The following is a 22,181-nucleotide window of genomic DNA, read 5'->3' as shown; positions in this document are numbered from 1 at the left end:
AGAACTGCTGTAAACTAGACCAAAAGGCAGAAATATCGGATCTCGACTGCATCCTAAAATTGGATCGGTTCACGAAAACTAAGGATTAGCTACTCAGCCACCTCACTGTTCTCTAGGTCTTCTGGTTGAACCGAGATTTCGAGATTGATGAACTCAGCTTGACTAAGTACACCGTCTTGATCGGTATCTAACTCTGTCCATACTTGGCTAAGAATTGGCAACTCGGCCGCTTCTTCTTGGCTTACAACCATATCTTGGTTAGTATCCAAGTCTTTGAACACTTCACTATTTGCAGAAGCAAAGCTGGCTACAAATAAGGCTAACATTGGAAAGCTATACTTTAAGTTCATAAGAAACTCCTTGTTAAACATCAATTTCACAAAAAGACCGCGATTAAACTAGCGGTTGAGCACCAGGGTATAAGCAAACCCTAAGCCAACTCTTAAAAACCCATTAAAAACAAATAGTTAATCAAAAAATAAGCAGTTCTCTCGATCATGACTGTCGCCAATGCCCGACAGCAATACCAAGAGATATTCCACAAGTGGCTAATAGCGCCACTCAAGCCTGTCTCAAATACCCACCACCTTTCTTTTGAAATCATTAAATAATCAGTAAAAATCACAAATTATCAATAAGATAGGCGAGACATGGCGAGAAGTTTTTCAGCTGCTACACTGGCTAGATAAACCTAATAGAAAGGAAGCCAACATGTTTGCTCGTAGCCTACTAAGCGTGGCATTAGTGATTAGCGCTAACAGCCTTGCCCAAAGCCAAACCGCCGACAGCTTTGCCCCAGAACAAGCCAGTAACATTACCCACAAAAAACAAGTAGTAGCTACTAAGTTTATGGTGTCTGCTGCTAATCCCTTAGCGGTTGAAGCCGGTTACGAAGTGCTAAAAGCAGGCGGCAATGCGGTAGACGCAATGATTGCGGTGCAAAGCGTGTTAGGTTTAGTTGAACCGCAGTCATCTGGCATAGGAGGCGGCGCATTTGTGGTGTACTTTGATGCAGAAAAAAGCCAACTTACCAGCTTTGACGCCCGTGAAACGGCCCCCTTAGCTGCAGACTCTTCATTATTTCTAGATGATTCAGGCAAGCCCTTACAGTTTTATGATGCAGTGGTGGGTGGCCGTTCGGTGGGTACCCCTGGCGTGATAGCGCTGTTCGAAACATTACATAAGCGCTATGGAAAAACCACTTGGGGAGATCTATTTCAACCCGCTATCGGCCTAGCCAATGAAGGCTTTCGCGTTAGCCCGCGTTTAGCCAAACTTATTGCAGGTGACCAGCAACGCCTTGGCCGGTTTTCGGAAAGCCGCCGCTACTTTTTTGATGACTCAGCCACTCCCCTTCCAGAAGGCCACTTACTGAAAAATCCTGATTACGCTAAGACCTTAACACTAGTCGCTAAACAAGGTGCCGCTGGCTTTTATCGAGGTACAACTGCCGAGGCAATGATTGCTGCGGTGACTCAACTCAATGATAAGAATGGCCGTTTAAGCCTGGCCGATTTAAGCGCTTATGAGGTGAAAGAGCGCCCTGCCCTATGCGCTCCTTATCACCAGTATTCGGTGTGTGGTATGGGGCCACCAAGCTCCGGCGCTAGTACTGTTGGGCAAATATTAGGTATCGCTGCCCACTACCCTTTAGACAAGTGGGGGCCAAACAATATTCATAGCTGGCGAATATTGGGAGATGCCTCTCGCCTAGCCTTTGCTGACCGCGGCAAATATTTGGCCGATGGAGACTTTGTAGATGTCCCCCTTAAAGGCTTACTCAGCAGCGATTATATTAAGTCTCGCGCTGACCTCCTTAAGCGCGAAAAAGCCCTTAAAAGTGTTAGTGCCGGCCAAGTAGTAACCACTACTGCCCGTGCTAAGGATCACAGCATCGAACTACCTTCTACCACTCACATTAGTATTGTTGATGCCCAAGGCAACGTGCTGTCGATGACCAGTAGCGTTGAGAATGCATTTGGATCACGGATAATGGTAAATGGCTTTTTGCTGAATAATCAGCTTACCGACTTCTCTTTTGTTGGCGAAAAAGACGGGCAAATGGTCGCCAATCGCGTTGAATCAGGCAAACGCCCTCGCTCATCAATGGCGCCTACTATTGTAATGGAAAATAAGCAGCCAATTATTGCCATAGGTTCACCTGGCGGCAGCAGCATAATAGGTTACGTAGCAAAAGCCTTAGTAGGCCATTTAAGCTGGGGCATGAGCTTACAACAAGCTATTGAACAGCCCCATTTAAATAACCGTTTCGGTACTTATGATCTCGAAGCAAATACCAGTGCTGCCTTGCAACAGCAAGCCCTTGAAGATTTGGGGTACAAAACCAAAATAAAAGACATGACTTCGGGTTTACAAGGCATAAGAATTTACCCAGATAAGCTAGTAGGCGCAGCAGATCCGCGCAGAGAAGGTATTGCCAAAGGGGATTGATAAAAATATGTTAATAAGCCAACAATCTCGCTACACTGATTATCTTCTATACTGGAAGGGCTAAAGTTGTTCGCCAGTATGGTATTAGCTAATAAGGAAGGTTGATGTTAAAAAAGAAAGTCTTCGGCGTGCTTGTTTTACTTTTTTCATCACTCTTATTAAGTGCCTGTGGTAGCGACGATTCGAACGCAAAAATTGCGGTAGATGCAGGCCAAAACCTAATGGTTAACGAAAACCAAACGGTAGAAATTAGCGGAACCTTAAAAGATCCAGATATGCAGCTCTCAGAGGCTGTCTGGGAGCAGCGTTCAGGCATAGAGGTTGATTTAATTAACTCAAATGGTTTGCTGTTAAGCTTTATTGCCCCTTCTGTTAACCAAACTGAAATACTACGTTTTGAATTCAGCGCTAGCACTGAAGCGGGCAAGGTATATTCCGACACCCTTGACGTTACGGTACTTAACTTCAACCAAGCGCCACAAATTATTTTGGCTGCATCACGCCAAGTTGCTGAGTTGCAAACTATAGCGCTACAAGCCCAAGTGAGTGATGCCGACAGCCAACTAATTAGCTATCAGTGGCGGCAAATACTGAGCGACAATCAAACTCCACTAAACACCACAGAGACCGATAAAGCAGATTTAAGTGTAGATATTCCCGCACTTAGTTCAGTGCAGAGCTATCAATTTGAACTGAGTGCTACGGATGAACAACAAGCCACTAGCAGCAAAGAAATCACTGTTAATGCTTACCCTGCATTACAAGGTAGGGCTGTAGATGACCCAATTAGCCAATCTACTGTTAGTTTAAAAGATTGGAATAGCGGTGCGCTAATAGCACAAACGCAAACTGATGAGTTGGGATACTTTGAGTTTTTGCTAGATACTGACAGTCGTGATTTTTTGGTTGAAATTGATGGCGGTCAGATAAACGGCGAAGCCTTTGTTGGCCGTATGAACAGCGCATGCGAGTTCAATGATCGCCGCCAATGTAACGTCACCCCCATATCTAGCTTAATACTTAGCTACGCTGCTAGAAACGACTTACAAGACCTTAGTCAACAGGGACAGTGGATCAGTGATATAGAAGCCTTAATGGGTAATATAAGCCCTGACCCATTCTTAAATACCGACAACACTAATGTTGATGTAGAGAGTCTTCGCGCAGCAATAGGAAACCAAGGCGAAAACCTTCAAACATGGCTTTCACTAGTAATAGATTACCTCAATGAGCCCAATAATACGCAGCTCAAAGAACAAATTGAGCAGGGGTTTAACAACCTTAATTTCCCACCAAGCGTGGAAGCAGGAAGTGACCAAACCGTTAATGAACAAAGCACGGTAGTCGTTAGCGCTAGCGCCAGCGATAGCAATGGCCCTATTGCTAGCTACGCCTGGACGCAACTTAGTGGCACCGAGGTGACCCTGAACAACGCTAATAGCGCGATAGCCAGTTTCACCTCCCCTACTCTCTTGTTACCTGAGACCTTAGTGTTTCAAATAACGGTTACCGATAATAAAGGCGATAGCGCTACCGATACACTCTCAGTTAGCGTAAACCCAATAAACACTGGGCCAATAGTGACTACTGGAGCAGATCAAAGTGTTAATGAGCAAACTAGCGTGATGTTAACCGTGAACGCTAGCGATGCCGATGGCAATATTGCTAGCTATACCTGGACACAGCTTAGTGGCACCAATATAAGCCTGAGCGATGCAAACACCGCAATCGCTAGTTTTACCTCCCCCACTATAGTGACCTCAGAAAATTTGGTCTTTCAAGTACTCGTTACCGATAACGAAGGTGTGAGCCAAATTGGACTAACACAAGTCACCGTAAACCCGGTGAATGCCGCCCCAACTGTTTCAGCAGGTAACGACCAAACTATTGATGAACAAAACAATGTATCGCTGAATGCAACAGCCAACGATACCGATGGCAGCATTGCCACTTATCAGTGGCAGCAAACCGCTGGAGTGACAGTTAGCCTACAAGATGCCAATACAGCAAATGCCAGCTTTATAGCCCCTGAAGTGAGCGGCGATAGCGTTGTACAACTTGAAGTAACCGTAACAGACAACGAAGGGATTAGCGTCAGTGACAACGTAAGTATTACCATTGCTAATAACTTCTCCCCCACGGCTGACATTATCGCTCCCGTCCTGGTAAGGGAAACAGAATTAGTCGTTTTAGACGGCAGCGGATCGAGTGACACTGAAACAGCAAGTTTGCAGTACCAATGGCAACAAACCGACAATAGCGGTATTAGCATTGCTTTTGCAGATAGTAGCCTTGAACAACTTCAATTTACCGCTCCAAATGTTACCACTTCGATAGTAGTAGCTATTTCCTTAACAGTCAGCGATGAAGGTGGCAAAACCGCGACTAACCAAGTAAGCATTGCGCTAACGCCAAGTAATACCAACTTAGCGCCAATTAACGATACTGGGATTAGTACCTGTGCAGATTATGCCTTCGGCGCCAGTGAGTCTCATCAAAATTCAATTGATTGTAATCTGACCACCGATGCCGATGGTGACTCGGTCCCTCAAGATCAAGACGGTCACGTTGGTAGAGACATTAACGCCTCAAATAACGATGATGGAAAACTCGGCTTTAGCTTTATTAAATTAGATAGCCAAGGGCAAGCTCTAAATGCAGATGCCACCTCTTGGTCCTGTGTATTAGATACTGTGACTGAGCTAATATGGGAGGTCAAAACCACCGACAGTGGCTTACAAGACATTCACCATAACTATAGCTGGTTAGACAATAACAATAGCCAAAATGGCGGCAACAGTGGTGCCGCTGATGCAGGCAGTTGCGTAGGTACATGTGATACCGAAAGTTATGTGAATAGCGTAAATGCCCTAAGTTTGTGTGGTTTAACTAACTGGCGAGTGCCGGCATATCCAGAGCTACAATCCTTAGTTGACTATAGCCAAACTAATTTCGCCATAGAAAACGATTACTTTCCAAACACAGATAACGATGGGTACTGGACATCAAGCACGCTATCCCAATTCAACAGTGCAGCATGGAGAGTGAATTTCAATTTAACTATTGATAGACTTCCATTTGCGCTTAAGTCTGAAACTTTACCTGTGAGGCTAGTTCATGACCTTCCTTAAACTGAAATTGAACACCGCGAATTCCGATACGCAATTATCAATAAATTACTCTCTTGGATGCTTAGTCATTGTTAACGCTTGTTTGTTAACACCTCTACCCGCTCTCAGTGCTAGCATTTGCTTGGCATCATCACCATTAACTACGCCAGATAGCCGCTTTGTTGATAACAACGACCAAACTATTTCAGACCAAGAAACCAATTTGATGTGGGCACGCTGTAGCGTAGGAAGAACTTGGGATGGCAGCACCTGCACTGGTGCAGCGCTAAGCCTAACCTGGAAACAAGCCGTTGAAGAGGGCCCCAACTCAACACTCGCTGGATACAACGATTGGCGCCTACCTAATGTAAAAGAACTCAGCCACCTAATAGAATACAGCTGTTATGACCCAGCGATTAACGAGAACATCTTTCCCTCTGCTTTAGGGGTTTCGATACCTTATTGGACAGCAACCCCTGATAGCCTTACTACAACCAAAGCTTGGTTTATCAAATTTATTAGTGGCGAAATAGACTTAGATAAAAAAGACGATGATTATGCAGTGCGCTTAGTAAGAGGCGGATTGTAAATCACAAGATAAATAAAAAGCGCCGTGAGGCGCTTTTTATTTAGATGATTCGATGTTCATCTAACATCGCTTGGCGAGCCTTTTTCTTTTGCTCTACCAAGGCCATTTTAGCTTTACGTTTATCGCAAGGTTCGGGGCAGTCGCAGACTTTCTCAATACCTAAAGCAGCAATACCACCACAGCTTCCGCTAATGGTTTTCTTTTGAAAAATGTAACCCACCGCCATAGCAGTGATAACCACTAAAAAGAATACAAAGGTCACTAAAAAATACGCCATTATGACTCCTAACTGCTATTGAACAACAAAGGGCACAAACGCCGAGCTGATATGCTCCACAAATTCATCCCCTTGTTTCTCGATAATATACACTGCTAACTGCTTATTTTCAGCAAAACGCATTGCCTGCTCAACCCCCATCACTGTAAACGCCGTAGCATAAGCATCGGCCATCATACTGGTAGGCGTAATCACACTCACCGATACAATATGGTTAGCGATAGGCATTCCGGTATTCGGATTAATAGTATGTGAATATCTGACCCCGTCTTGCTCAAAATAATTTCGGTAATCACCCGAGGTAGCCAAACCGTTGTCACCTGGCTCAATAATTTTTTGCACAGCGCGCTGCTCTGCCGAGGGTTTTTCAACCGCTATACGCCAGCCCGCACCTTTGTCGTTGTGGCCTTTTAGACGCAGTTCACCACCAATATCGACCATGTAGTTATGCAGCCCTTCAGCTTCCAGTAGATCGGCAACGCGGTCTACCCCATGGCCTTTAGCAATGGCTGATAAATCAACATATAGCTCTGGCAAGTCTTTAGACAATTTACCACTGCTTAAGCTTAGATGCTGATAACCAATTTTTGCTTTAGTTAGCGCTAACGCTTGTTCAGTAGGTCGTTGCTCTGGGCGTCCCTCAGGACCAAAACCCCACAAATTAACTAATGGGCCAACAGTGACATCAAACGCGCCCTTAGAGTCTTCTGAGAGCTGTAATGAGGCCTCAAGAACCAATGCTAGATTATCAGAAATGCTGATTGCATTATTCGCGCTATGTTGATTAAACCGCGACAACTCCGAATCAGAGATGTACGTAGACATCTCTTGATTCACTTGCTGCAGCACAGCGTCAATCTTGGTTTGTAATGCCTCACCATTTGGCAAGTTTGCTTTAGGCTCGGCCAATTTTATTTGGTAATAGGTACCCATAGTGCGCCCTTCAATTTGCAGAGTATACAAACTGTTTTGCTCACTACAGCCGCTAATAAAAAAGGCTAGCCCTACTAGGGCTAGCCAATAATGCTTCACTAAACTCACTGTTTAGCCACCAAAATCATCAAGTAGAATGTTTTCGTCTTCCACACCTAAATCTTTAAGCATGTTAATAACGGCTGCATTCATTACTGGAGGACCACACATGTAGTATTCACAGTCTTCTGGTGCATCATGGTCACGTAGATAGTTTTCAAACAATACGTTATGAATGAATCCTGTTTTGCCGTCCCAATCATCACCAGGTTGTGGATCAGATAAGGCAACGTGCCACTCAAAGTTTTCATTTTCGCGCGCCAGCATATCAAAATCTTCTTCGTAGAAAATCTCTCGGCGTGAGCGTGCGCCATACCAGAAGCTAATTTTACGCTTCGAGCTTAAACGCTTAAGTTGATCGAAGATATGTGAACGCATTGGGGCCATACCAGCACCACCACCAATGAATACCATTTCTGATTCTGTCTCTTTAGCGAAGAACTCACCAAATGGACCAGAAATAGTGACCTTGTCACCCGCTTTTAGGTTAAAGATGTACGAAGACATCTTACCGCAAGGTAGGCTCATGTTATTTGGCGGGGGCGTAGCAATACGCACGTTCAACATAATGATGCCAGCTTCTTCAGGGTAGTTAGCCATTGAATAAGCACGAATGGTTTCATCGTCTACTTTTGACTCTAGGTTAAAGAAGCCAAAGTGTTCCCAGTCGCCACGGTATTGTTCTTCCACGTCAAAATCAGAGAATTTAACATGGTGAGCAGGCGCTTCAATTTGAATATAACCACCAGCACGAAACGGTACCGATTCGCCATCAGGAATTTGTAACTTAAGCTCTTTAATAAAGGTAGCTTTGTTATCGTTAGAGATAACTTCACAATCCCATTTTTTCACACCAAAGATTTCTTCAGGTAAAGAGATCTTCATGTCTTGCTTAACATTTACCTGACAAGCTAAACGTAGGCCAGTGGCCGCGTCGCGCTTGCTGATATGATCTAATTCAGTAGGAAGAATATCACCGCCACCTTCGTGAATGTGTACATGACACTGACCACAAGAGCCACCGCCACCACATGCAGAAGAAACGAAGATACCCGAATTACCTAATACGCCCAGCAACTTGCTACCCGCTTGGGTAGTAATCGCCTTAGCGGGATCATCATTAATTAAAATTTGAATGTCACCAGAACTTACCAGCTTAGACTTAGCAAACAAAATGATTGTTACTAAAGCCAAGACGAGCAAGGTAAACATGGTTACGCCGAGAATAATTTCCATCGACTAATTTTCCTTGTAGTTATTGGCCGTCTTACAGCTGAACGCCAGAGAACGACATAAACGCCATCGCCATCAAACCCACAGTGATAAAGGTAATACCTAAACCACGTAAGCCGTCTGGCACGTCTGAATACTTCATTTTTTCACGAATACCGGCTAGTGCCACAATGGCTAACATCCAACCAATACCACTACCTATACCGTAAACCAACGACTCACCAAGGTTGTACTCACGTTGCACCATGAACGATACACCACCAAAGATGGCACAGTTAACGGTAATCAACGGCAGGAAGATACCCAAGGCCTGGTATAAGGCAGGGAAGTATTTATCTAATACCATTTCTAGTATTTGAACTAAGGCTGCAATAACACCAATAAAGGTAATGAAACCTAAAAAGCTTAAATCTGCGTTAGGTAAACCCGCCCAGTCTAATGCGCCTGGAGCCAGTAAGTTGAAGTAAATAAGTTGGTTAACAGGCACTGAAATACCTAACACCACAATTACCGCAACACCTAAGCCGAATGCAGTTTTAACTTTCTTAGAAACCGCTAGGAAGGTACACATACCTAGCAAGAAAGCCAAAGCCATATTTTCAATGAAAATAGAGCGAACTAAGAGACTAATATAATGTTCCACTCGATTACTCCTTCGGCTCTACTTGCGCTGGGTATGCGGTACGCAATGCCCAAATCAACAAGCCAATGATGAAGAATGCTGAGGCAGGCAATAACAATAGACCGTTTGGTTGATACCAACCGCCATTGTTAATCAGCGGCATAATCTCGATACCAAATAGAGAGCCAGAACCAAATAGTTCACGAACTGCACCTACCGACATTAAAATTGCACCGTAGCCCAAGCCGTTACCGATACCGTCTAAAAACGATTTGAACGGTGGCTCTTTCATCGCGAAGGCTTCTGCGCGGCCCATTACAATACAGTTGGTAATAATCAAACCAACAAATACCGAGAGCTGCTTAGAAATGTCGTACACCACCGCTTTTAACACTTGGTCTACCACAATCACTAGTGAAGCAATAATCGCCATTTGAACGATGATTCGCACACTGCTAGGAATGTGGTTACGAATCATAGAAATAAACAAGTTAGAGAATGCCGTAACAACAATTACTGCAAGGGTCATTACAAATGCAGTTTCTAACTTACTGGTTACCGCTAGCGCAGAACATACACCCAGTACCTGCAAGGCAATAGGGTTATTCGCAAAAACCGGTCCAAATAGAACCTTTTTGGTTTCCTTAGCATCAGCCATTGTTTAGGTCTCCCTGTTGCAACTTGGCAAGGAACTTACCGAAGCCTTTATCACTTAACCAAAACTTGAAGGTGTTATCTACGCCATTACTGGTTAAGGTCGCACCCGATAAACCGTCTACCTCAGAAGGTGAATCTGCAGGAGCAATACCTTTGATAACAGAGATAGCGGTATCGCCATTGTCATCAAACAGTTTCTTACCAACAAACTTAGCCTGCCACAATGGGTTAGCAACTTCTCCACCTAACCCAGGAGTTTCACCTTGGTCGTAGTAAACAATCGCATCAACGGTATTACCATCTGGTTGAATCGCCAAAAATGCGTACATGGTTGACCAAAGGCCGCGGCCATGAACTGGCAAGATAACCCGTGAAATATCGCCTTGGTCATTCTTAACCAAGTAAACACTGGCTAGATTAGAGCGACGTACAATGCCGGCAATATCTTCATCACCTGATAAGCGAATACTGGTTTCAGGATCTTTTGCAGATTTACGCTGTTCAAAGGTTTGCGGGTTAACTTGGTCTTCGGCAACAAACTCACCGGTGGCCAAATCAATCACACGAGGCTCAATCGCCTCAGCATAAACATCCGCTACCTTGCGCCCTGCTAGCTCAATGCCAGACACCGCTAAAATGTTCTTTTGTTTATCTTCAACTGCATTCTGCTGTTGCATGCCACGCAAGCCAACGGCTGCAAGCGATACCACAATTGAACACACTAAACTTACGCCAACAACAACCTGTATGGTTTTGGCTAAGGAATCATTACTGGCCATCGCGAGCAAGCCTCCGTTTGATATTGGCTTGAACTACAAAGTAGTCAAAAATTGGCGCAAACAAATTAGCAAATAAAATGGCCAACATCATGCCTTCAGGGAATGCTGGGTTAACTACACGAATTAACACCACCATCAAACCAATTAAACCGCCGTACCACCACTTACCTTTATTGGTAAATGACGCAGATACTGGGTCAGTAGCCATAAAGAACATACCTAGCGCAAAGCCACCTAATACAAGGTGCCAATGAGGCGGTAATTGGAACATCATGTTGCTATCTGAACCTACTGCGTTCAACAGTAAGCTGGTTGCGACCATGCCTACCATTACGCCAGCTACAATGCGCCAAGACGCGATACGGGTAAAGATAAGGAACAAACCGCCTAGCGCTAGCAAGAAGGTTGAGGTTTCACCGCTAGATCCTTGGATGAATCCAAAGAATGCATCGCTCCAAGTAATACCTTGAGCCACTAGACCTTGCATGCCTTCTGCGGCTACTACACTTAGCGCTGTAGCACCAGAGTAACCGTCTACCGCTGTCCATACAGCATCACCTGAGATAGCCGTTGGATAAGCGAAGAATAAAAATGCTCGGCCAGCTAGTGCTGGGTTTAAGAAGTTTTTACCGGTTCCGCCAAATACTTCTTTCGCGACAACCACACCAAAGGTAATACCTAGTGCAACTTGCCATAAAGGCATAGTGGCGGGCAGAGTGAGCGCAAACAAGATAGAGGTAACAAAGAAACCTTCGTTAACTTCATGGCCACGAACCGAGGCGAACAATACTTCCCAAAATCCACCCACAGCAAATGCCGTTAGGTAAATAGGTAGGAAGAAAATCGCGCCGTAAATCATTGACGATATCCAGCCAGCGTCAGCCCCTGTAGGAACCCCTAACATCGCTATCAAAGCACCATGCCAATCGTTTGGTACTGCGTAACCAGCGATAATTGCGTCGTTTGCTTGAATACCCGCATTGTACATACCAAAGAACATGGCAGGCATTAAGGCAACCCAAACAAAAATCATGATGCGCTTTAAATCAATCGCATCACGTACGTGGGTGTTTTTCTTCGTCACTAAACCAGGAGAGTACAAGAAAGTAGCCGTGGCTTCGTAAAGCGCAAACCATTTCTCGTGTTTGCCACCCGGCATGAACTGAGGTTCAATTTTTTCAATATATTGCTTAAGACTCATGCTTAACCTTCCTTCTCAATCTTGGTCAAACAATCACGAAGTACGCTGCCGTACTCGTATTTGCCTGGACAGACAAAGGTACATAGCGCTAAATCTTCTTCATCTAGCTCTAAACAGCCTAGTTGTTGAGCACTGTCGGTATCGTTTGACAATAAGTCACGAAGCAATAATGTAGGAAGAATATCCAAAGGCATTACTCGTTCATACTGACCAATTGGCACCATCGCCCGTGAACTACCACCGGTAGTGGTGGTTAACGAGAACAACTTGCTCTTGTTTAAACCCGATACAAACAATCTCGCTAATGAGAACTTGTTCGTGCCTGGAACAGCCCAACCCATAAATTCTTTTTCGTAGCCTTCTTCAAGCGCTACGACTTGCTGATGGTAACGGCCAATAAATGCGTGCGGACCCGAAGCATGGTTGCCCATTAATACGGTACCGGAAATAACGCGGTGCTCGCCGTCTACCAATTCACCATCTATCAATTGATCAATATCAGCACCTAACTCAGTGCGAATTAAGCGTGGCTCTTTTACAACGGGTCCAGCTAAAGACACTACACGTTGGTTGTAAATTTTACCGCTTGCAATTAAGTGACCTAAGGCGATGACTTCTTGGTAAGCAATCGACCATACCGTGCGCTGAGCACTGGCAGGTTTTAAGCTATGAATGTGTGTTCCAGCTAAGCCGGCAGGGTGAGGCCCAGCAAACACATGCTCTTGTACACGAGCCGCATCTGATTGAGGTAAGCTTTCGCTTCCCTTACATACAAATACTTCACCAGAAGTTAATCGAGACAAAACACGTAAGCCTGTTAAATAAGCACTTTGGTCTTGGTCAATAACCACTTTAGGGTCGGCAGCGAGAGGGTTAGTGTCGATGGCGGTAACAAAGATAGCAGAAGGTTCTGAGTCTACTGCAGGTACTTTGCTATATGGACGCGTTCTAAAACCAGCCCATTGGCCAGATTTTACTAACTTGTCAACAATCGTTGCGCGTTCTGCGCTATCGATTTCGGCATCGCTGAGAGCACCAAAATCGATGCTATCGCCTGCTTGTTTTTCAATAACAACAGACTGCAACACACGTTGGGCGCCACGGTTAACTTCTTGAACAACGCCAGCACAAGGTGCAGTAAATACAACGCCGGGGTTCTTTTTGTCTTCGAACAACGTCTGACCTTGGCTTACCACATCACCCACTCGAACTTTCATTGTAGGGCGCATACCTACATAATCTTCTCCGAGTACAGCAACTCTGGTAACAATAGACGCGTCTACTATTTGCTGTTTGGGACCGCCTTTAATAGGCAGATCCAATCCTTTTTTTATTGTAATCATACTCTCTTACACATGTGTTGGGTTGGAAGACGAGCGATGATTTCCATGTAACTTTAGTACTCCAAATGAGGTAGTTAAGCTAACAAGTCTTAGACATTTAACTAACAAGCCACAGAAATCGCGAGTATTCTAGCACCAATTAATCCTATTTCTCCAAAGAAAAAGGCCAAAAATCTAACCTATTCGACTTAAGTGTTAGCGGTTTGTTAACAAACTTGTAAAACAAGTCAAGCAAGCACCAAGCAAAGCTCAAATTGCTGACAAATCACCCAATTCTGAAAAATCGAGTATTTATAGCTTATTCTAAGATTGTAGGATCCAATTCCACTTGATTGTACTTAAGCACCCCAAATTGGAATCGTTGATAACTATTGAGAACCTTTTCAAAAAAACGATCCTGCTGAGCTAACTGTTGGATCACCTCAACGCTGTAGTCTTTTAATAAAGCGAGCACGTCATCGGGAAAAGCAACAACTTCCACTCCGTGCTCGTTGGCCAGCACATTTAATGCTTCTATATTGTAGACCACATATTCATTGAGGGTTTCTTGATTAACCACTTTCGTGGCGTTTTCAATTATTCTCTGTAAATCAACAGGCAAGGCGGCAAAAGCGTCTTGATTAACCACAAACTCTAAGGTGGTACTTGGCTCATGCCAACCAGGGTAATAATAATATTTAGCCACTTTATGAAAACCAAATGCCAAGTCGTTATAAGGCCCAACCCATTCAACGGCGTCCAGCTCACCAGATTGTAGAGCGGTATACAATTCTCCTGCGGGAAGATTGGTGGGCAAGCCCCCCGCTAATTCAAGTACTTTCCCGCCTAAACCAGGGATGCGCATTTTGAGTTGCTTAAAATCGTTAATCGAAGTGACTTTTTTGTTATACCAGCCGCCCATTTGTGCGTCGGTATTACCACCAGGAAAGGGAATTAAGTTATGCGGGGCATAAAGCTCCTGCCAAAGCGCTAAGCCACCACCTAAATACAACCAAGCATTAAGTTCTTTAGCGCTCATACCAAAAGGCACTGAACTAAAAAATACCGCTGCTGGCAACTCATTCTGCCAATAATAGGCCGCGCTATGGCCCATTTCAGCATCCCCCGCAGACACAACCTTAAATACATCCAGTGCTGGGTATAACTCTCCGGCACCATATACTTTGATGTCTAAGCGGCCATTGCTCATGGCTTTTACTTCTTCAGCGAAGCGGTCGGGAGCAGAACCTAAACCGGGTAAATGCTTAGGCCAAGAGGTGATTAAGGTCCAACTGTACTCGGCTTTTTGCTGCTGAGGATCAGCTCCCTGCTGATCAATACAGCCAACTAACAGCCAAATTAGCACAACCACTTTTATTACTATCCGCATTAAACATTCCTTATTTGATGCAGCAATGAGGTCAATCTACTAAGTCCTAGCTTCCGCCGCGGCACTTTGGAGAGGCTGGAGCATTTTGCTGTTCAGCCCATTGGCTTGGCGTATAAGTGTGCATAGCCAAGGCATGAATATCGTTTTGTAATTCATTTGCTAACAACTGGTTTACCGCTCGATGGCGTTGCAATAAGCGTTTACCTTCAAACTCGGTGCTAACAATAGTGACTTTAAAATGGCTCTCTGAACCTGCAGGCACGTTATGCATATTGCTTTCGTTTACCACCTCTAAGTAGCTAGGAGAAAAGTGTTGCTGCAATTTGTCGGTAATCAGTGTTTCAACGCGCATTAATAGTCCCTGTATTTGGTTTAACTCAAAGGCATTGTATATCGAAACGTTAAATTGATCCTTGGCTGTTTCACTCTTAGTGCTTTGGGCAAGCTATGTTGCCATTGCTGCTGGCATAAACCATTCATAATGAGTAAATCACCACTTTCTAATAGGTACTCATGTTTATGGTTCTCAACTTTATTACGGAACAAAAACCGTCTTGGCTCACCCAAGCTTAGTGACGCAATAACCGGGCGTTCGCCCAACTGCTTTTCATTGTCACTATGCCAGCCCATATAATCATGCCCGTCTCGATAATAGTTAAGCAAAACACTATTAAACTGTTGCTGGCATTTGTGCTGCACCGCCAACTTTATAGGCATTAAAAAGCTTGGCCAAGGAGCAGGTGCTCGCCACTCTCCAGAGTAACGATAAGCCGTATTGGCGTCGCCAATCCACAGAGATAAACGGGGTTCGAGGCAGGTTTTGCCAAATATTTTAATCTGATGCTGCTGCCAAGGTAGCTTATGCAGCATGTGTTGGTATGCTAAGGCGCTGGCCTCAGAGTTTAACCATTGCCGATGATGGACAATTTCTTTGGTGGCGATATCTTCTGCGAACAGCACTTATTACAACCTACATCCATAAGGGTGTTGCTTTAGTTTAGCCCTCAACTTAGTTACACTGCTGCCACTATTCAAGGCCTGCACGTTACAAATCCAATATGAGTCAAGATTTGCAAATAAACTCGCTCAGTTTGAGCTTATCACGTTACCCCAAAGACGCGGCTAGCGACTTGCGAGCATGGAATGCGGCCGACGAACTTCTGATTGAATTCGCCGCTGAGCTTTCAACTATTCCACAACATATCTTAATCATTAATGATGAATTTGGAGCCCTAGCGTGTGCCTTACTGGCTCACCCCAATTTTACTAATAGCCACATTAGTTGGTTAAGTGACTCATTCATTGCGCAACAAGCACTTGCACAAAATCTACAGGTAAACGCGCTAGATGCGAGCCAGCGTTTAACCCTGCTCTCTAGCACCGACACAATGCCAAAGGCTGAACTGGTACTAATGCGTTTACCCAAAAGCCTAAATTACTTAGAGCACCAGCTCATTGGCTTACAACAAAGCTTGAGTAACGATTCGCAGTTGGCATGTGGTGCTATGGTAAAAGGTTTGCCTAAATCGGTATTTGGCTTATTTGAGAAGCACATTGGCAGTGTGACGACCTCACTGGCCAAAAAGAAAGCCCGTTTGTTATTTGGCCATTATGCAGGGGGAAAGTCTGCAGCGCTTTACCCTAAAGCTTGGAACATTGCTGAATACAAATGGCAGTTAAATGATCACGCCAATGTATTTTGCTTTGGGAAATTCGATATCGGCACGCGCTTTCTATTAGAACACTTCCCCCAAGATGAATTTGAATCGGTGATTGATTTGGGCTGCGGCAATGGTTTATTGGGTTTACATGCTTTAAGCCTATACCCTAATGCCCGAGTTAGCTTTTGTGATGAATCAGCGATGGCGCTGGCTTCTGCCAAAAACAATGTGGCGCTAAACCACCCAGAACACCTGACTCGCTGTAGCTTTAATCACGATAATGCACTGCAGCATCAAGCTGATGAAAGCGCTGATTTAGTATTATGTAATCCACCCTTTCATCAACAAAACACCATTTCTAGCCACATTGCTCAGCAAATGTTCAAAGACGCCAAGCGCTGTTTACGCGCTGGCGGCAAGCTAATTGTGGTGGCAAATAGACACTTAGGTTATCACCCACTATTAAAATCTTACTTTGGTGGTTATAAGTTACTGGCGAGCAATAACAAATTTGTTATTCTGAGCAGCACTAAGCGTTAATCAACCCATTAAGGTGAACAACTTGAAAAGCCCATTTTTGTTGCCCGCCCTGCTGTTAGGCGGTGTATTAGGCCTTAGCGCCTGTAGCAGCCAGCCTCAGCAAGTACAGTTACAACCCACGGTAAATCTCGATTCGGTTGCTCAACACTCGATCATAGCGGCAATAAAATCGCAGGATCTACGCAGCAACCGCTTTTTAATCAGCATTCATCAAGACGGTGAAGAGCAGGCTCAGTTAATTGCTAGCGGCAGTAACTTACGCCAGAGCATTGAACAACAACTATCAGCCTCTTGGCAGCAGCAAGGTGTGGGTTTTGTGCCCGATTCGCCAAACTTAATTACCATTGAGCTGCTTGAGCTTGCCAGTAAGGTAGAAGAAAGCAGTGTAAAACACGCCGCTACTTCGACTATGCGAATTAAAGTCACGGTAGACACGCCGCATAAAACCTTAGCTAAGCAATTTCGCTCAACCCACACCAACGAGGGGGCGTTTTCGGTCAATGTAAATAAACAAGCCGACGCCATGAGCCAACAACTTTCAGAATTATTGACACAAATCGCCAGCGACCCGCAACTTATTGAAGTATTGGAGTATCAACTATGACCTTGGGAATTTTTCGCACTAGCCTTTTTGCTTTAGCCTTTGCCGTACTTAGCCTACCCGCTGCAGCACAAACCTTAAAGTTCATCACCAATCAAGGTGAGTTTGAGATGGAACTTAAGCCAGAAGCCGCCCCCAAAACCGTCACTAACTTTATGCGTTACGTAGAAGACGGCAGCTATAAAGGCACCTTATTTCACCGCACTATCCCTGGCTTTATGGCACAGGCAGGTGGTTTCTCAATCAACTATGAAAAAGTAGACAGCTACCGCCCTGTTGAAAACGAATCTAAAACTGGCCTTAGCAATAAACGCGGCACAGTAGCAATGGCTCGAACCAACGACCCACACAGCGCCAGTCGCCAGTTTTTCATTAACGTTATCGACAATGCCTACCTAGACGGCAGCCCAAACAAGTTTGGTTACACAGTGTTTGCCGAAATCACTTCAGGCATGGACGTGGTAGATAACATTGTAAACAAACCGACCAAAACCGGCCCTATTCCTGGCATGCGCAATGTGCCAGTAGAAAAAGTGATTATTGAAGATGTAATCGTGGTTGGCGAAGCGCAACCTTAAGTAAGCCTTAACCTCAACCGAGCATTAGATGAACTCATCGCTAAATTGGTCACAAACCTTACGCTCTTACTTAGATAAGAGGTTGCTTTGGGTATTTATGCTCGGTTGCGCCAGCGGATTTCCGTGGGTGCTTATTGGCTCAAACATGTCGGGCTGGCTAACCGATGCCGGCCTTTCTCGCTCAGCGATTGGCTTTTTTGGCTCTGTATTTACCGTTTATGCCATTAACTTTTTATGGGCACCTTTGGTTGATAGGGTCAAACTGCCTATCTTGCATAAGTGGTTAGGTCAGCGTCGCAGTTGGATTTTTCTCTGCCAAAGTATTGTATTGCTATGTACCTTTGGCATCGCTCAATTTGATCCCGCGAAAAGCCTAATGTTCACCTCTATGTTAGCGCTGTGTATTGCCACTGCGTCATCTACCCAAGATATCGCCATTGATGCTTACCGCATCGACAGTTTTTCTAGCAGTGACTCACATCGCTTACCGCAAGCCTCGGCCATGGCGGTGATTGGTTGGTGGACTGGTTATTCACTGCCCGGCTACTTAGCCTTTGTGAACGCAGACCAAATTGGTTGGAACGGCGTATACCTTGGCATGTGCTTTATTGTTGCTTTGTTAATGTTATTTACGGTGTTAGTAAAAGAGCCCACTACTAACCGTGATGCCCTGCAACAACAAGCTGAACTGCGCCACGCAAAATACCTAGGCACAAAGTCCCCCTTGGTTGCGTGGCTTACCGTTACCGTAGCCGAACCCTTCTTAGACTTTTTCCGCCGAAATGGCGTAAGAGTAGCGATCACTCTGCTGCTATTTGTATTTCTATTTAAGATTGGCGAAGCCTTTTTAGGCCGCATGTCGATTACTTTTTACCGCGAAGTAGGTTTTAGTAACGACCAAATTGGCCATTACTCAAAGCTAATTGGCTGGGGTGCAACGGTGGTATTTACCCTAGTCGGCAGTGCCTTTAATGTCCGTTTTGGCATTATTAGAGGGTTGATTTTAGGCGGTATAGCCATGTCGGCCAGTAACTTAATGTTCGCTTGGATAGCATCGGTAGGGCCAGACGAACAGCTGTTTCTAGCCACCATCATCGTAGACAACTTTACCAGTGCCTTTGCTACCGTAGCTTTTGTATCGTTCTTAACGGTGTTAACTGGGCAAGCCTTTTCGGCCACTCAGTATGCCTTGCTAGCAAGCTTAGGAAATTTAGGCCGCACCACCCTCGCCTCATTTAGCGGCAGCTTAGCCGACTTCCTTGATTCGTGGCCGCTGTTCTTTATTTTAACCGCGGTGATGGTGATCCCAAGCTTACTAATGCTAATAAGCTTACGCGGCTATTTCACAAAAATACTGCAGCACAACCAAAACAGTAAAAACAACACTTAGTCACCGTTAGTGTTATAGGCAGACAAGCGTTTCAGCAACAGTTGTTTAATGTTTTCGGTGGGAGCTTGCGCCAAGGCTAACTCCGCGTTGTTAGTCGCTTGGCCTATTTCGCCGCAGCGATATTGTAAGTCTGCCAATACAGCAAACCAGTGATAGGAACGCTCTAACCACACGGGGAAATTGGCCGCATTAAGTACCCGTAAACCTTCGGCGGCGCCTTGCCACTCAGCTATAGCTATCGCTCGATTAAGAATATGAAAGGGTGAAGGGGCTATTTGCTCAAGCAACTGATAGCCCTGCACTACTTTTTGCCAATCAGTTTGCTGGTAACTCGGCGCTAAACAATGTTCAGCTGCAATCCCCGCCTCCACATGATACCGAGACAAACTCTCACCACTCGCAGAACGTTGCAAGTAAGCTAGCCCTTGGCGGATTATTTGTTGGTCCCACAGCGTGCGATTTTGCTCTTGCAATAACACCAAGCCTTGAGCGTTTTGCCTAGCCTGAATCCGCGAAAAGTTAAGTAGCATTAACGCCAATAACGCGTCAGTTTCAGGGCTGCCACCGATTGTACTTTTCGCTAGGGCTTGGCCTAAGCGAATCGCTTCTTCGCATAAATCATGGCGAATGGCTAAATCCTTATGTGATGACAAATACCCCTCAGTAAACATCAAATAAATCACCCGGTGCAAAGCAGATAAACGGCTCGCCATGGTAGAAACGTCAACCCCATCAAGCTCTATTTTCTGAGCCTGTAAGTAGTGCTTGGCGCGGCTATAGCGTTTATAGGTATTTGCCTCACTAATAAACAAGCGGTAGGCAATTTCTTCAATGCTAAAACCACACAAGCTTTTTAAAGTGAAGACCAACTGCGATTCAAGCGCTAAATCTTCATCACAGCTGATAAACAACATCCGCAGCAACGCGTCATTTAACTCTCCACTTAAGGGCATGTCTTCGGGAGGGGTTGATGCATGATCTAGCTGCTCATGTAAGCGAGTTAGTTTTTGTAGCTTAAGTTGATTGCCTCGAATCTCAGACAGTGCATGCCGATAGGCCACCTGATATAACCAAGCCGAAGGCGTAGTTGGAGGCTTGGTTTTTGGCCAGTGTTCCAAGGCTTGCGCCATCGCCCATTGCACCGCATCGTTAGCCATATCTAGATGCTGCATACCTAATCGTCGCACTAATAACGCCACGAGCTGCCCATACTCGTGGCGAAATAGATGCTCTACATGAGCATCTATTTTCACAGTGAGTTTATTTCTCTAATTTCAATACTCACACTGCTGCTTTCCACCATTGGGCTGGCTTGTATTACCGCTATCGCGGCTTCTTTATTAGCCGCACTGATTAGCATATAGCCGCCAATAACTTCTTTAAGCTCAATAAAAGGACCGTCTTTTACACTGTCGTGACGCACTACCGCCCCTTCGCTGCCTAGCTTGCTTCCCATATCAACAATATTATCGGCAAATTTAGTTTGCCAAGCTTGGTACTTGGCATACATCACTTCCATATCTGAAGGTGACGGCTTTTCACAACCCTCGGCATTGTCACTGCGCAGCAGACACATATATTGTTTATTGCTCATCGTTACTCTCCTTGATGCTAATTGAGCCAGTGGAACAAACTCCTCTGACAATACTATGACGCATCACTCAGACAAAGTTGGACACTTTAGTAAAAAAATTCAGATATAGGGAGTTGGCAGACTAAGATTTATCACAAAGCACATACGCGCAAAGTTGATGAGGGAGTGACACTTGTTAGTCAATAACCTCCAAAAGAAGAAGCGCTTAACGACGGCAAACGCGAATTAGACCGCCAAGCCAAAAAACGTTAAGTTTTGCTAAATTTGAATATGGATATGGTCGTCGTGCCTTACAGATTTACAACCATGAAACCGAATTCTCGAGTCATCTAACTGTAAGCGCTCAACTAAATGCGGTTCAATAAATATCTTACTAATGGCGGTGTTCTTTAACAGGGTTTCAATTAGCTGCTTGTTGTACTGATTAGAAAAGCTAAGTTCGGGGTGGTGCTGACCCAAAGTGAGATACCGCGAATAGTTATATTGAAAATACCCATTCTCTCTGCAAAAGGCGCTGGTATTTGTTTCAATCAAACCCGGCCACTCAAACACTCCATAACCACTTACAGAAGGCGTAAAATGGCTCGGTTTGCCATATCCATCCTGATAAACATAGCTAAGGTCAATTTTCCTGCCGTCGTTATGGCTTAGGTGAGGCAGTAAAGGAAAACGATTTAAAAAAGGGAAATTGGCATCTAAAATGTTCAAGCTTAAAGCGGGTTGTTGTTGCTCCAAATTGCCGGCTATTTCAATTAGCGCTTTGTTTAGCTCTGGCACAACATAATTTCTGTTCAAGCCCACCGTTAACCACATATTTAGTGGCTTAACATTGGTTAAATGTACCACCGGTTCTCTGCCAAATAACGGTGCGACATAAGGCACAACAGCTACCGTAAGTAAGGCATACATCGCCAAATTGATAGCAAAGGCATAATAAAGCTTAGTGATTTTGCTAACACGACAAAGCAACATAGAAAGCAGATAAGAAACAGCCCCAACTTGCGTAACAATAGCTAAACCCAAACACACTAAAAGCCGCACAAAAAATTTCACGCTATCACTACCCTATTCACTTACTTTGGCTTCCTTCCAAGAAAATATACCTTAGCATCCAACGGCTTAACATTCATTGCACTAGCCACATAAATAGCCAC

Annotated in this window: 22 protein-coding genes; 7 read left to right on the top strand and 15 right to left on the bottom strand. The window is 44.7% G+C overall.

Features of this window, described 5'->3' with window-relative positions:
* Positions 1–89: 89 nt before the first annotated feature.
* The gene (locus ACLD71_RS11065; RefSeq protein WP_137672089.1) at positions 90–350 is read right to left on the bottom strand and encodes a hypothetical protein; all 261 of its coding nucleotides are present in this window, start codon (positions 348–350) and stop codon (positions 90–92) included.
* 361 nt (positions 351–711) lie between these two features.
* On the opposite strand from ACLD71_RS11065, the gene ggt reads away from it, so the two are divergent.
* The 3 genes from ggt (at position 712) to ACLD71_RS11050 (ending at position 6,150) form a co-directional block, all read left to right on the top strand.
* Positions 712–2,451: a gamma-glutamyltransferase gene (ggt, locus tag ACLD71_RS11060; RefSeq protein ID WP_411994771.1), complete on the top strand. Its 1,740-nt coding sequence runs from the start codon at positions 712–714 to the stop codon at positions 2,449–2,451.
* Positions 2,452–2,555: 104 nt separating this feature from the next.
* On the top strand, positions 2,556–5,582 hold the full coding sequence (locus ACLD71_RS11055) for a PKD domain-containing protein (protein WP_411994769.1): 3,027 nt from the start codon (positions 2,556–2,558) through the stop codon (positions 5,580–5,582).
* 121 nt (positions 5,583–5,703) lie between these two features.
* Entirely contained in the window at positions 5,704–6,150 is a 447-nt protein-coding gene (locus ACLD71_RS11050; protein ID WP_411994767.1) for a DUF1566 domain-containing protein, read from the top strand.
* Between the two features lie 40 nt (positions 6,151–6,190).
* On the opposite strand, the gene nqrM is transcribed toward ACLD71_RS11050, so the two are convergent.
* From nqrM to ACLD71_RS10995, 11 genes are all read right to left on the bottom strand, one after another.
* Positions 6,191–6,427, bottom strand: coding sequence for a (Na+)-NQR maturation NqrM (nqrM, locus tag ACLD71_RS11045; RefSeq protein ID WP_137672093.1), 237 nt, complete (start codon positions 6,425–6,427; stop codon positions 6,191–6,193).
* A gap of 15 nt (positions 6,428–6,442) precedes the next feature.
* Positions 6,443–7,468, bottom strand: coding sequence for an FAD:protein FMN transferase (locus tag ACLD71_RS11040; RefSeq protein ID WP_411994764.1), 1,026 nt, complete (start codon positions 7,466–7,468; stop codon positions 6,443–6,445).
* 3 nt (positions 7,469–7,471) lie between these two features.
* The gene (gene nqrF, locus ACLD71_RS11035) at positions 7,472–8,695 is read right to left on the bottom strand and encodes an NADH:ubiquinone reductase (Na(+)-transporting) subunit F (protein ID WP_137672095.1); all 1,224 of its coding nucleotides are present in this window, start codon (positions 8,693–8,695) and stop codon (positions 7,472–7,474) included.
* 31 nt (positions 8,696–8,726) lie between these two features.
* Positions 8,727–9,335 carry an NADH:ubiquinone reductase (Na(+)-transporting) subunit E gene (nqrE, locus tag ACLD71_RS11030; protein ID WP_303509698.1) on the bottom strand — a complete coding sequence of 203 codons (609 nt, stop codon included), beginning with the start codon at positions 9,333–9,335 and terminating at the stop codon, positions 8,727–8,729.
* Positions 9,336–9,339: 4 nt separating this feature from the next.
* Positions 9,340–9,972, bottom strand: a complete 633-nt coding sequence (locus ACLD71_RS11025) for an NADH:ubiquinone reductase (Na(+)-transporting) subunit D (protein WP_137672097.1) — start codon at positions 9,970–9,972, stop codon at positions 9,340–9,342.
* Positions 9,965–10,750, bottom strand: a complete 786-nt coding sequence (locus ACLD71_RS11020; protein WP_137672098.1) for a Na(+)-translocating NADH-quinone reductase subunit C — start codon at positions 10,748–10,750, stop codon at positions 9,965–9,967. The genes ACLD71_RS11025 and ACLD71_RS11020 overlap by 8 nt, the downstream gene beginning before the upstream one ends.
* Complete coding sequence (locus ACLD71_RS11015) at positions 10,740–11,951, bottom strand: NADH:ubiquinone reductase (Na(+)-transporting) subunit B (RefSeq protein WP_137672099.1); 1,212 nt, start codon at positions 11,949–11,951, stop codon at positions 10,740–10,742. The genes ACLD71_RS11020 and ACLD71_RS11015 overlap by 11 nt, the downstream gene beginning before the upstream one ends.
* Before the next feature lie 2 nt (positions 11,952–11,953).
* Positions 11,954–13,294, bottom strand: coding sequence for a Na(+)-translocating NADH-quinone reductase subunit A (locus tag ACLD71_RS11010; protein WP_303549262.1), 1,341 nt, complete (start codon positions 13,292–13,294; stop codon positions 11,954–11,956).
* A 298-nt stretch (positions 13,295–13,592) separates the two neighbouring features.
* Positions 13,593–14,663, bottom strand: a complete 1,071-nt coding sequence (locus ACLD71_RS11005; RefSeq protein WP_411994760.1) for a TRAP transporter substrate-binding protein — start codon at positions 14,661–14,663, stop codon at positions 13,593–13,595.
* Positions 14,664–14,709: 46 nt separating this feature from the next.
* Complete coding sequence (locus ACLD71_RS11000) at positions 14,710–15,015, bottom strand: BolA family protein (RefSeq protein WP_137672102.1); 306 nt, start codon at positions 15,013–15,015, stop codon at positions 14,710–14,712.
* A gap of 20 nt (positions 15,016–15,035) precedes the next feature.
* Positions 15,036–15,623 carry an alpha-ketoglutarate-dependent dioxygenase AlkB family protein gene (locus ACLD71_RS10995; protein ID WP_411994758.1) on the bottom strand — a complete coding sequence of 196 codons (588 nt, stop codon included), beginning with the start codon at positions 15,621–15,623 and terminating at the stop codon, positions 15,036–15,038.
* Between the two features lie 98 nt (positions 15,624–15,721).
* Between ACLD71_RS10995 and ACLD71_RS10990 the strand changes: the two genes are divergently transcribed.
* The 4 genes from ACLD71_RS10990 to ACLD71_RS10975 are packed head-to-tail and all read left to right on the top strand — an operon-like array spanning position 15,722 to position 19,433.
* On the top strand, positions 15,722–16,864 hold the full coding sequence (locus tag ACLD71_RS10990) for a methyltransferase (RefSeq protein WP_411994756.1): 1,143 nt from the start codon (positions 15,722–15,724) through the stop codon (positions 16,862–16,864).
* Between the two features lie 22 nt (positions 16,865–16,886).
* Positions 16,887–17,468 carry a YajG family lipoprotein gene (locus tag ACLD71_RS10985; protein ID WP_303549253.1) on the top strand — a complete coding sequence of 194 codons (582 nt, stop codon included), beginning with the start codon at positions 16,887–16,889 and terminating at the stop codon, positions 17,466–17,468.
* Positions 17,465–18,043 carry a peptidylprolyl isomerase gene (locus ACLD71_RS10980; RefSeq protein ID WP_411994754.1) on the top strand — a complete coding sequence of 193 codons (579 nt, stop codon included), beginning with the start codon at positions 17,465–17,467 and terminating at the stop codon, positions 18,041–18,043. The genes ACLD71_RS10985 and ACLD71_RS10980 overlap by 4 nt, the downstream gene beginning before the upstream one ends.
* Positions 18,044–18,071: 28 nt before the next feature.
* A complete protein-coding gene (locus ACLD71_RS10975) occupies positions 18,072–19,433 on the top strand; it encodes an AmpG family muropeptide MFS transporter (protein WP_411994752.1) in 1,362 nt (453 codons plus the stop codon).
* Here the strand turns inward: ACLD71_RS10975 and ACLD71_RS10970 are convergent.
* The 3 genes from ACLD71_RS10970 to ACLD71_RS10960 all read right to left on the bottom strand — a co-directional run bounded on the left by ACLD71_RS10970 (position 19,430) and on the right by ACLD71_RS10960 (position 22,080).
* Positions 19,430–20,686: an RNA polymerase sigma factor gene (locus ACLD71_RS10970; RefSeq protein ID WP_411994750.1), complete on the bottom strand. Its 1,257-nt coding sequence runs from the start codon at positions 20,684–20,686 to the stop codon at positions 19,430–19,432. The two genes, ACLD71_RS10975 and ACLD71_RS10970, sit on opposite strands and share 4 nt — an antisense overlap.
* Positions 20,683–21,027: a YciI family protein gene (locus ACLD71_RS10965; protein WP_137672108.1), complete on the bottom strand. Its 345-nt coding sequence runs from the start codon at positions 21,025–21,027 to the stop codon at positions 20,683–20,685. The genes ACLD71_RS10970 and ACLD71_RS10965 overlap by 4 nt, the downstream gene beginning before the upstream one ends.
* 258 nt (positions 21,028–21,285) lie before the next feature.
* Entirely contained in the window at positions 21,286–22,080 is a 795-nt protein-coding gene (locus tag ACLD71_RS10960; protein ID WP_137672109.1) for a hypothetical protein, read from the bottom strand.
* Between the last annotated feature and the right edge of the window lie 101 nt (positions 22,081–22,181).

The sequence above is a fragment of the Agarivorans sp. DSG3-1 genome, from assembly GCF_046774965.1.
Taxonomy (GTDB): Bacteria; Pseudomonadota; Gammaproteobacteria; order Enterobacterales; family Celerinatantimonadaceae; genus Agarivorans.
Note: the sequence above shows the minus strand (reverse complement) of the source record. Positions and strands in the feature narration are given on the sequence as shown.